Raw genomic sequence first — 10,637 nt, forward strand, 5'->3', positions numbered from 1 at the left:
AATGACCAATAACAAATGACCAATGACCAACAACCAATAACCAATGACCAATAACCAATGACCCTAAAAAAATCCTCCAGCCCTTAATCCAGAGGGAGATAAAGTTTGGTAAAATCTTGTCCTAGTCAAGGCTTCCGAAACTTCGGAAGACTGGAACCCGTCAAACATCAAGCAGAACGGAGGCTACAGGAGTTGCCCACGGACGCGATCCGGATTACGGATTGGTAGGATTGGCTAAACTACCAATAGAAGATGGCAGAACTCCATCTGCGTCCTCTTGCGAATGTGCTTATCGTGCCTATATCAGTGAACTCAGCTATGATCCTCTCTGTCCGCTTAAGTTCCTCACATTTATTGCTTCGCCTTGGGTTGGCATTGATGATGCCAGTCGCCTTGACGAGCGTTGTTGCCATGCCGAGTTATCCGCAAACGCCGAATGCCGCGCAGAACAACCGTGCCTTGCGAGTGCGATCGGATATGCAAGAATCTGACTCCAGAACCGGGATTATCACGGCACGCGGCAATGTCCGCATCAACTATCCTGCCCGAAATATGCAAGGGACCGCAGCCCAAGCCCAGTTTTTTAGCCGAGAGCAACGCATCGTGCTCAGTGGCAATGCTTATGTGATCCAAGATAACAACAGCATTCGGGGGGAAACGATTACTTATCTTTTGGATGAGGGACGATTTATTGCCCTTCCGGAAGAAAACAAACAAGTGGAGTCGATTTATTTCCTACCGGAGGGGACCTCCCCTGGACTTTAAGGGAGACGATGGACTCCTGAACGGTTAAAGATGGTTAAGAAGGAGTAGGCAGGGGAGATCGCCTGTTTGGTAACTCCTTCTCTCCAATCGGGGAGTGTCAATGCTCCGTTTGTAGACATTAGCCTTTAGTCCCAAGAGGATGCTCCCGAGTGAAAATATGGTTGGAGAATGTTCACAAATCCTACGGCAAGCGGGCCGTTGTCAACCGGGTGAGCCTTTCGGTTTCCCAAGGGGAAATTGTCGGGTTGCTGGGTCCCAATGGTGCCGGAAAAACCACCACCTTTTATATGGTGACGGGACTCGAAAAACCCACCCAGGGGAAAATTTGGCTCGATAACATAGATATTACCCCGTTATCTATCCAAGACCGCGCTAGGTTGGGAATCGGCTATCTGGCTCAAGAACCGAGCATTTTTCGGAATCTGACGGTCCAAAATAACATTTTGCTGGTTTTGGAACAAACTAAAGTCCCGCCTTGGCAGTGGCAACAGCGTCTGAATACGCTACTGCGAGAATTTCGGCTGCAAGTTGTCGCCGATACGAAGGGCAAAAATGTCTCGGGGGGAGAACGCCGAAGGACTGAAATGGCAAGGGCCTTAGCCGTGCGAGGAGAGGGTCCTACCTTTTTGCTGTTAGATGAACCCTTTGCTGGGGTTGACCCGATCGCCGTGTCGGAAATGCAGCAAATCGTCGCCAAACTTCGCGATCGCCAAATGGGGATTCTGATTACGGATCACAATGTCCGCGAAACCCTCGCCATCACCGATCGCGCCTACATCATGCGGGATGGACAAATTTTGGCATTTGGCACCCCAGAGGAACTCGCGACCAATCCCCTGGTCCGACAATATTATCTCGGGGAAAATTTTACGCTATCTTAAAATTAGCTCAATCTCTGTTCAATTTCGCTTTTTTCTTTAAAAATTACTGTTCTAAATTCTTTTTTATCCCAAAAGTAACATGATTTAACTTTCAACAACTGAGAATAACCGAGGGATTTTTCCTCATTTTAATAACCAGATTTAGGGTTCAGGCAGTCCCTCCTCCGGACTGCTAAAAACTGCCATCGCATCAACTCCTCCTCACACTTCCCATGATATTGAATTCATTAAAATCTTTTCAATCCTTCAGTTGGTGGCTGTTGCGAGGCTCGGTGATGGATCGCTATATCGCCCTTGAGTTAATTGGGCCGTTTCTATTTGGAGTCGGCTCATTTTCTTCCGTGGGGGTGGCGATCGGGACATTATTTGACCTCGTGCGGCGTGTCACGGAAAGAGGCTTACCGATAGAAATTGCCGTGCAAGTTTTTATGTTAAAACTACCGGATTTTATCGTTCTAGCCTTTCCCATGTCTGTGTTACTCGCTACCTTGATGGGATATTCGCGGATGTCTGCCGATAGCGAAATCGTCGCCTTACGCAGTTGTGGCGTGAGCGTCTATCGATTAGTCGTCCCGGCGATCGCCCTGAGCTTTTGCGTCACCGGATTGACCTTTGCCTTTAATGAACTGATTGTTCCGGCAGCCAACTATGAAGCGACCATTACCTTACAGCGAGCGCTGAATCAAGATAGACCCTCTTTTCAGGACCGGAATATTATTTATACGGAATTTGACCGGGTAACCCAAGAGGATGGGAACCGAGTCACGGTGATGAAACGCCTGTTTTATGCAGAAGAGTTTGATGGGGAACGGATGAAAACTTTAACCATTCTCGACCGTTCCCAAGCCGGGGTCAGCCAGATTATTTCAGCGGAATCGGCGATTTGGAATCCCAAGGAAAATAGCTGGGATTTTTTTAATGGCACAATTTATTTAATCGCCCCCGATGGCTCCTATCGTAATATTGTCCGGTTTGAACATCAACAACTTAAACTCCCGCGCACTCCTTTAGATTTAGCCTCCCAAGGGCGCGATTACGGGGAAATGAACATCGCCGAAGCCAAGGAACGACTGGAAATTATTCGCTATGGCGGCAGTGAAAAAAATATTCGGGAGTTAGAGGTGCGGATTCAACAAAAATATGCCTTGCCGTTTGTTTGTGTTCTGTTTGGTTTAGTCGGGTCTACCTTGGGACTCGGCCCCCGTCGTGCCAGTAAAGCGACCAGTTTTGGAATTAGCATTATTATCATTTTTGGCTACTATTTAACGGCCTTTCTCGCTAATGCTTTGGGTCAATTGGCGATTCTCTCTCCCTTTATGGCGGCTTGGTTGCCGATGGCGCTGGGGTTAGTGATTGGCGGATTTTTGTTAGTGCGGGCCTCCCAATAAACTGGGGTTGATGGTAGAGGGCCTCTCTAGAGCCACGGCGATCGCCGTGGCTCTCATGCTCTTAATGCTGAGATTCCAGATTACTAATCCTGATGACCCTTATAAAAAAATGGCTCATCAATCGATTTAAGCTCTATAATAAAAAGTAGACAATCTTTATAAAAAATTTTATCCTGAACTGATTAGCTCTGCTCTAAAGTGCGAGTATTCTGTAAATAAGCAACGTTGGATCAGTTCATCCCTCTGTCTTGTCAATTAGCTCGGCATTAAAAGCTATGTCACACCCCAACCCAACATCTCCTGCCGTCCGCAAAATTCGAGCGAAGTTAAGAAATTACACGCGACCTTTCGTGTGGGGTTCTGTACTGATTCTAGGACTGTTAACCCTGTTGATCTGGGATTTCTCCAACAACCCCGAACGATTCTATCTGTTGAGCCTAGAGGATGAGGAGGAGTCGGAGGTGGGCAATGAGCCGGAGGGATGGATTGGGATGTCCCCGGAAGACAGTGCGATCGCCGCAGATATTGATAGCTCCTCCGTGTTGATCAATGAGTTGAAACAGATGCAGCCGCCTCCCCAAATCCAACTGCCCACCCCGAGGAACTCCAATCGGCGGTCTTCTGCATCAACGCGATCGCAACCGATCCCCATTCCATCCTCGACTAACAGGGCTTTAGAGGGTGAGCAGAACGCCAATCAAAACTGGGAAGATCTATACAAGCTCCCAGAACTGTCTATTTTGCCCCCATCCGATGATGCCGCTACTGAATCTGAAAAGTTACCCTCGGTCAGCATTCTCGGCGTGCCTACGCCTCCAGAAAACAGCAATGGAACCCCCCCCTCTCCGGGGAATCGCTTGGGAATCTATTCCGGTGGCGTTAGTAATTTTGAAACCCCAGACTTGACCCGATTGCCGGTGAGTCCCTTGCAATCGGCAATGGATCGCTTGTATTCTCCCAACAACTCCACGAGTGGCGATCGCAACCCTGACAATCCCGAAGCGAGTCAAGGGCCAGATGCTACCCCCCAAAGAGAATCCAATCGCGGGAGTTCTGGTGAAAATCGCCCCAACCCCACAGCAAATCCGGGCAACACCGGATCTCAAACTTCACCGAATTCCTCTGGAAACGCCCCTCAACCGGCGCAAACCCCTAACCGCACTCCCCAGAATGGTGCTAATCCCTACGCCAACCCGATTTCACCCGGGCCAAATAACCCTTACGGCACGCCCTTAACTTCCCCAAGTCCCTACGGAAACACGCCTCAACCGGCGCAAATGCCTAACGGGACCCCGGAGACTCGCCCCAATTCCTACCCGCCCATCACCCCCAGATTGCCGGGAGAAATAAGTCCTAACTATACGGTGGATTACTCTGAGGATGACAAAAATCCGAACAACTATCAACCCCTTCCCGCTACCCCCTTGGTTCCTAATTCCAACCCTACCAATGCTTACGACTATTTATTGCGATCGGGAGGGCAACCCGTTCCCTTGGCTCCAACTGCACCCACCGCTGCTCCCCAAACACCGAACAACCTCGGAACTGCCACGGATCTAACCCCGAACTCTTCGATTTATCAGCCTCCGAGTAACCAACCTGTGGGCAACTCTCCTTCTGTTGTTCCAGGAGTGCAACCCCTGAATCAACCGAGCGATCGGCCTAGTCCCTCCCCCCTGAATCAACCCAGCAATGTCCCAACCTATCAACCCGTAAATCCCCCCTCGGTTCAGTCTCCCCAAGTGGACAATTCTGGCCTTAATCTCAACCGAGAAACCCCAGGAGTGCAACCCATTCAACCGATTCAGCCGTTTTCAGTCCCCAATTCAATTCCCGGTCGCAATATTGGCGGCGGTAATATTAATACCTTTTCCAATCCCTAGTCCGGGGAGTGTCAATCAAGGTCAAAAACCGGGTTTCTGAGTAAAATTTATGCCAAAAAACCATCAATCTCAGGCAGAAACCCGGTTTCTTTTCCCCGCCTTAAAAATCAATGCTCAGGGGTGCGCGGGGAAAGGGAATCACATCCCGGATGTTGCTCATCCCGGTCATAAACTGGACTAAGCGCTCGAATCCTAATCCGAACCCGGCATGAGGAACGCTCCCGTAGCGGCGTAAATCTAAATACCACCAATAATCCTCAATACTGAGTCCTTGCTGTTCTAACCTGCGTTGGAGAATATCGAGACGTTCTTCCCGTTGAGAACCGCCGATAATTTCCCCAATTTTGGGGGCGAGGATGTCCATCGCGGCGACCGTCTTGTTGTCATCATTCAGCCTCATGTAGAAGGCTTTGATTTCTACGGGATAATCTGTGACGATCGCCGGTTTTTTAAATAACTCTTCCGCCAGATAGCGTTCATGTTCCGATTGTAAATCCAGTCCCCACTCTACCGGAAACTCGAATTTTTTATCGGCTTTTTTCAACAGGGCAACTGCTTCAGTATAGGTCACCCGCTCAAACTGATTATTAATGATATTATCTGCCGTTTCCAGCACCGTTTTATCGATACGTTCGTTGAAAAATTCCATATCTTCGGGACATTTTTCCAAGACAAACTTAAAGATATATTTTAAGAATGCCTCGGCTAAATCCATGTCTCCGGTTAGGTCACAAAAGGCCATTTCCGGTTCTACCATCCAAAACTCGGCGAGGTGTCGAGAGGTGTTGGAATTTTCAGCCCGAAAAGTTGGGCCAAAGGTATAAACATCGCTCAAGGCCATTGCCATGACTTCGGCTTCTAATTGACCACTGACGGTTAGATAAGCGGGTTTGCCGAAAAAGTCTTTTCCATAGTCCACTTGATTGCTATTCTCTAACCGGGGAATGTCCTGGAGATTTAAACTGGTGACGGCTAACATTTCCCCCGCACCTTCACAGTCACTGGCGGTCATGATGGGGGTATGAACCCAGAGAAACCCGCGTTCTTGGAAGAATTGGTGAATGGCAGTGGCGGCAGCGTTGCGGACGCGAAAGACGGCCCCAAAGGTATTGGTGCGTCCGCGTAAATGTCCGATCGTCCGCAAAAATTCAAAGGAGTGACGCTTTTTCTGGAGGGGATAGGTTTCCGGGTCGGATTCGCCATAGAGTTTGACCTCGGAGGCGTTGAGTTCGATGCGTTGTCCTTTGGCGGGAGATTCTACGAGAATGCCGGAGACTTCTAGGGATGCACCTGTGTTGAGTTGTTTGAGAATCTCGGTGTATTGGGGTAAGTCGGGGTTGAGAACGATTTGAAGGTTAGCCAGGGATGAACCATCATTGACTTCAACAAAGGTAAATTCTTTTAGTTCTCGTTTGGTGCGTACCCACCCCTGAATTGTTACGGATGTTTGGGGTTCGCCGGTTCGCAAAATTTCAACTAGCCTTTGTTTCATTTTAGAGTTTCGCGTTTAGGTTGAGATTGTAATGATTTTAACGGAGGGAAGGGGGGTGAGGGTTGCGCTTTTGAGTTTAGCTTGACGCCCTCAGCCTGGCACCATACCTGTACTCAGGTTGGTGTCGGGATGGATAGGCGGTCAATCGATGGGGTTCAATACCCCGCTCGATTGACAATTTTCTGCTGCAACTCACGAATGACCTCGCTTTGTTGTCTTTATCTTGATTTTGCAGTAGTTCTTCAAGTGGGCTAACTCTTCATCCGTCACTCGGAAATTAATTGGGTTCATTGTCAGCAGTATGTAGCTACGTGCTATGATAGCATCATGAGAACAGCATACCAGTACCGACTACGGCCAACAAAAACACAGGTTACAGAGTTAGATAGATGGCTATCAATGCTTTGTAGTCAGTACAATTATTTGTTGGCGGATAGATTCAACTGGTACGAGCAAAACCGTTCTCCTATCAACTCTTGTCCTTTAAGAAGCCATTTGCCAGAACTGCGAGATAATCCCGATTATTTCAGCCAAAAGAAAACTTTGCCTCAACTCAAGAAAACACATCCTTGGTACAAAGGGATTTATTCGCAAGTCCTCCAAGATGTTGTCAAGCGAGTAAAAGTGACTTTTGACAGGTTTCTTAAAGGTGATAGCAATGGCAAGCGTAGCGGCAAACCCAGGTTTAAGCAACGCAGTCGTTACCGCACATTTACCTATCCTCAGATGAAGGATGGATGTTTGCAAGGCAATCTAATTAACTTACCAATGTTTGGCAAAGTTAAGGTTGTACTGCATCGTCCAATACCTGATGGGTTTAAAGTCAAAACTGCTTCGATTACCAAAAAAGCTGATGGATTCTACCTAACGCTTTCACTCGAAGATGCAACAGTTCCAACCATTAAGCCTGATTTTAATCCAGACAAAATCACTGGGATTGATGTAGGGTTGAAGGAATTCTTAACAACTTCAGAGGGTGAAACGGTTGCTATCCCCCAACACTACCGCAAAGCACAGAAGCGTTTGCGGGTTATGCAAAAACGGGTATCACGCCGCCAGAAAGGTAGTAACCGCAGACAAAAAGCGGTTAAGCAGTTAGGTTGTCATCATAAAAAAGTAGCAGATAAAAGGAAAGATTTTCACTTTAAAACGGCTAATTACTTGTTGTCGAAATATGACGTTGTTGCTCATGAGGACTTAAACGTTAAAGGTCTTGCTCGTACAAGATTGGCTAAATCTGTGTTGGATGCTGGGTGGTCAAGCTTTCTATCAATACTTGCAAACAAAGCCGAAAATGCTGGGAAAGTTGGTAATTCCGGTAAGTGCCCATAACACATCCCAAGATTGCTCCAATTGTGGTGAGAAAGTCCCCAAAAAGCTACATATTCGTTGGCACGACTGTCCTCACTGTGGATGCAGTCTGGGCCGTGACCATAATTCAGCTATCAATATCAAAAACTTCAGAGGTGGGTCAACCCGTTCTTAAAGCCAAGAGTCTGCCTTCGCAATAGCCGGATTGTCTTGGAAGCCCACACTATAATCGTTTCGATTTAGTGCTGGGAGTTGTCACTTGGCCCAGGTTCTTAATAACCAGCCGATGATGATGCCAATTCCCCCAAAGCGAAGGGCTTGCCAAAAGGGTTCTTTGAGGGCGCTAAAACTGAAGAGTTCGCTTTCTAAGTTGAGTTCGATCGCCTCTAGGGTAGCCTGGATTTGTTTTAATTCTTGTTTGAGTTCAGGGATCAGGGATGGGTTACTGTTTTTGGCTTGACGAACCTCTCGACGGATGTCGTCTCGGCGGTTTTGGAGGTCTCGTTGGCGCTGGCGATCGCGCTGGACTTGCACGATTCGCTCTTTGAGGTGGTTGAGCGATCGCTCGGTTTCTTGGATCTGGCGCTCAATTTCTCCCAAGGGGTGGCTTTGATTGCTTCGCAATTCCCCTGATGTGTGTGAGTCTGAGGGGTCGGATGGGTCGGAGGGTAATGTCATTCGGGACTGTTAGGAATAAAAATAGATAATTTGACAAGCTCACCGTGCAGGATGCCATAAATATGGTATGCTACTTATACTCTTTTTCCATTCAAGACATCCTGCCCCTAAAATGGGGTTGATTGATGCGCTCACCCATTCCTGACCGCGCACCAGAAATTCGCACCCATTGAATTGATGGGATTTGTACAATGGCTAACCCCACAACAACCCACGGCAAACAGACGATGGGTTTGCACAGTCCTCTTTCGGAGAAGTTACAAGAGTTTAGTACCCTAGAACTAGCCCAGGCCCTCGCCGAACGCCTCAGTTTAACGGAAACGGATTGGCATCGCCTGAAGTCTAACCGAGCAGTTCGGGCTAAAGAACAGGCGGCGGCGGCGATCGTGTTTTTGCTCAAGGAGAACCCCGAGGAAGCACTGTTACGACTGCACCAAGCTGTGGGGTGGATTGACCGCTCGATTAGCGCTCCTCCCTGTCCAACTCACGGCGATCGCTCTTCTAAATCTTCTAGTCAATAGTCCTTCTAGGAGGACCTCACGGGAGCCTTTTTCCCCGGTTTGGGTCAAGTTTCAAGAAGGATCGATCTTTGATTTTGGGATCTGGTGACCCTAGGCGATCGCTTATCGAAGTCTAGGTAATCGTGAGGACTGATTAAATTGTTTACATAATTTGAGTTCTCTGCTGTTATTGTCCCAATTAACTTGATCAAAAATTTGGTGTAAAATAAAAAGCCCTCTGCCGCATTCTCCTTCATCATGAGGCAAATGTTCCTCCGGCTCGACGTGACAAGGACAAGCACAGGCAAAGCCTTTTCCTTGATCGGAGATCGCCCACCAATATTCATCGGCGATCGCACTAAATCGAACCACAACGGTTTTTCGGGGATCTAAATTGTTGCCATGTTTGGCAGCATTGACTAACGCTTCCTGAAGTCCGAGACGGATTTCAGCCTGCCATTGGCGCGGAATATCAACCAACAGCAAATCTAGGACTGGGCATAAATAGAGCGTGGAAGCAAAGCTAATTGTGTTCCAGCTACGTTTTATTGGACGAGGTGAAATAGCAATCACAGAAAAAACCCCGCAGCTTTAGAAAAAATACATCAGTTGGTTAAGCAAGACCCTGTAGAATACCTGAACGGTCAGGTTGCACCCTTTACCTTGAGTCGGTTGGAATCTTCTTGGGCTCAAAGCTGCCCTATAGATTGTTTCCTGGGCGATTCCCAGAGGGATTGCGCCAGTCAGGGGACTGTGAATCTCCATATTGCTAAAACCATGTTTGTGACCTGAATCACGAACTGCTTTTCACTTTTATTGTACCGAATTGCATTGAAAAAGCTACTATTTCACCGATAGAAACTCTCCAAACCGTTAGCCTTATGGGGTTAAAGGGGAGAGCGATCGCCCCCCATCGTCCCTATGAATCCCGGGAAATCGGGAAGGGCCGAAGGGGTTGAAACCCAGTCACTCCAGGCGATCCCCTTGTGGAGACGATCCGGCGAGCCTGAGCCAAGTCTCTGGTAAACAGGTCGGTCTAACAAAATAATAATATTTTTACATTTCTACGCCAGAATCTGACGGATCGGCCTAGAATTTTGAGCTTTCCCCTCACTTCTGATTGCTTGTGCTTATGTTGAGGGTCCTCACGGGGAGGATGGGAAGGATGTTCGTAGCAACGACAGCAAGTCGTTACTACGAACATTTCGCTTAAACCGGGCAAGGGCGCGTCAAGCATTCTCCTCACTCAAGAGTAAGGCTAACGCATCCTTCATTTCCTCTTGAGTGGTGGTGGCGGTGCCAAATTGCCGGACGACAATGCTGGCGGCCAAATTGCCCAGAACTGCCGCCTCCCAGTAGGAACCCCCGGCACAGAGTCCGAGGGTGAGTGCAGACACCACCGTATCCCCGGCACCCGTCACATCAAACACATCGGTGCGATTGAACGGGGGGATGTGATGTTCCGTCCCGGCGCGATCGCATAACGTCATCCCTTCATCCCCCCGGGTAATCAGCATTTGTTGCGCCTGGGTGAGACTCAGCAGGTCCCTGGACGCTTGGGTGACGGATTGGGGCGTGGTAATCGAGTATCCCACCGCTTGCTCCGCTTCTGGGACATTGGGGGTAAAAATGGTGGCACCCCCATAGCGCTGAAGCTGTGTTTGAGCATCCACCACCGTCAGTTCATGTCCTAATGCCGCTTCAATCACCAGTGGAGTCAAGACTCCATCGCCATAGTC

At 48.5% G+C, this 10,637-nt stretch carries 11 protein-coding genes; 7 read left to right on the forward strand and 4 right to left on the reverse strand.

Annotation, left to right across the window (positions count from 1 at the left end; genetic code table 11):
• Window positions 1-318: 318 nt before the first annotated feature.
• The 4 genes from J0895_RS13945 (at window position 319) to J0895_RS13960 (ending at window position 4,917) form a co-directional block, all read left to right on the forward strand.
• A complete protein-coding gene (locus J0895_RS13945) occupies window positions 319-765 on the forward strand; it encodes an LptA/OstA family protein (protein ID WP_207088681.1) in 447 nt (148 codons plus the stop codon).
• Between the two features lie 149 nt (window positions 766-914).
• Complete coding sequence (gene lptB, locus J0895_RS13950) at window positions 915-1,646, forward strand: LPS export ABC transporter ATP-binding protein (RefSeq protein ID WP_207088682.1); 732 nt, start codon at window positions 915-917, stop codon at window positions 1,644-1,646.
• Window positions 1,647-1,858: 212 nt separating this feature from the next.
• On the forward strand, window positions 1,859-3,034 hold the full coding sequence (locus J0895_RS13955) for an LptF/LptG family permease (protein WP_207088683.1): 1,176 nt from the start codon (window positions 1,859-1,861) through the stop codon (window positions 3,032-3,034).
• 275 nt (window positions 3,035-3,309) lie between these two features.
• Entirely contained in the window at window positions 3,310-4,917 is a 1,608-nt protein-coding gene (locus J0895_RS13960; protein ID WP_207088684.1) for a hypothetical protein, read from the forward strand.
• Window positions 4,918-5,017: 100 nt separating this feature from the next.
• On the opposite strand, the gene asnS is transcribed toward J0895_RS13960, so the two are convergent.
• Window positions 5,018-6,409 (reverse strand): asparagine--tRNA ligase, encoded by a 1,392-nt coding sequence (asnS, locus tag J0895_RS13965; protein WP_207088685.1) that lies wholly within the window; start codon window positions 6,407-6,409, stop codon window positions 5,018-5,020.
• Window positions 6,410-6,736: 327 nt separating this feature from the next.
• Here asnS and J0895_RS13970 point away from each other — a divergent pair, with 327 nt between their 5' ends.
• Both J0895_RS13970 and J0895_RS25915 read left to right on the forward strand, forming a co-directional pair.
• Window positions 6,737-7,741 carry an RNA-guided endonuclease InsQ/TnpB family protein gene (locus J0895_RS13970; RefSeq protein WP_242541292.1) on the forward strand — a complete coding sequence of 335 codons (1,005 nt, stop codon included), beginning with the start codon at window positions 6,737-6,739 and terminating at the stop codon, window positions 7,739-7,741.
• Window positions 7,704-7,895: a zinc ribbon domain-containing protein gene (locus J0895_RS25915; RefSeq protein WP_242541293.1), complete on the forward strand. Its 192-nt coding sequence runs from the start codon at window positions 7,704-7,706 to the stop codon at window positions 7,893-7,895. The genes J0895_RS13970 and J0895_RS25915 overlap by 38 nt, the downstream gene beginning before the upstream one ends.
• 80 nt (window positions 7,896-7,975) lie before the next feature.
• Here J0895_RS25915 and J0895_RS13975 read toward each other — a convergent pair whose 3' ends face one another.
• Window positions 7,976-8,398: a sll0565 family protein gene (locus tag J0895_RS13975; RefSeq protein ID WP_207088686.1), complete on the reverse strand. Its 423-nt coding sequence runs from the start codon at window positions 8,396-8,398 to the stop codon at window positions 7,976-7,978.
• Window positions 8,399-8,625: 227 nt separating this feature from the next.
• Here J0895_RS13975 and J0895_RS13980 point away from each other — a divergent pair, with 227 nt between their 5' ends.
• Complete coding sequence (locus J0895_RS13980) at window positions 8,626-8,919, forward strand: DUF6439 family protein (RefSeq protein ID WP_207088689.1); 294 nt, start codon at window positions 8,626-8,628, stop codon at window positions 8,917-8,919.
• A gap of 102 nt (window positions 8,920-9,021) precedes the next feature.
• Here the strand turns inward: J0895_RS13980 and J0895_RS13985 are convergent, their stop codons facing one another.
• Both J0895_RS13985 and J0895_RS13990 read right to left on the reverse strand, forming a co-directional pair.
• Window positions 9,022-9,471, reverse strand: a complete 450-nt coding sequence (locus tag J0895_RS13985) for an ATP-binding protein (RefSeq protein WP_207088687.1) — start codon at window positions 9,469-9,471, stop codon at window positions 9,022-9,024.
• Between the two features lie 656 nt (window positions 9,472-10,127).
• The coding region (locus J0895_RS13990; RefSeq protein WP_207088688.1) for a bifunctional heptose 7-phosphate kinase/heptose 1-phosphate adenyltransferase at window positions 10,128-10,637 on the reverse strand (510 nt) is incomplete at its 5' end.

Source organism: Phormidium pseudopriestleyi FRX01 (assembly GCF_017313335.1).
In the GTDB taxonomy this organism is placed as follows: Bacteria; Cyanobacteriota; Cyanobacteriia; order Cyanobacteriales; family Laspinemataceae; genus Laspinema; species Laspinema pseudopriestleyi.

Coding starts and splice junctions, on each gene's coding strand:
- J0895_RS13955 (WP_207088683.1), top strand. CDS start 1,859: ATGATATTGAATTCATTAAAATCTTTTCAATCCTTCAGTTGGTGGCTG.
- J0895_RS25915 (WP_242541293.1), top strand. CDS start 7,704: ATGCTGGGAAAGTTGGTAATTCCGGTAAGTGCCCATAACACATCCCAA.
- J0895_RS13970 (WP_242541292.1), top strand. CDS start 6,737: ATGAGAACAGCATACCAGTACCGACTACGGCCAACAAAAACACAGGTT.
- J0895_RS13945 (WP_207088681.1), top strand. CDS start 319: ATGATCCTCTCTGTCCGCTTAAGTTCCTCACATTTATTGCTTCGCCTT.
- J0895_RS13975 (WP_207088686.1), bottom strand. CDS start 8,398: ATGACATTACCCTCCGACCCATCCGACCCCTCAGACTCACACACATCA.
- J0895_RS13980 (WP_207088689.1), top strand. CDS start 8,626: ATGGGTTTGCACAGTCCTCTTTCGGAGAAGTTACAAGAGTTTAGTACC.
- J0895_RS13960 (WP_207088684.1), top strand. CDS start 3,310: ATGTCACACCCCAACCCAACATCTCCTGCCGTCCGCAAAATTCGAGCG.
- asnS (WP_207088685.1), bottom strand. CDS start 6,409: ATGAAACAAAGGCTAGTTGAAATTTTGCGAACCGGCGAACCCCAAACA.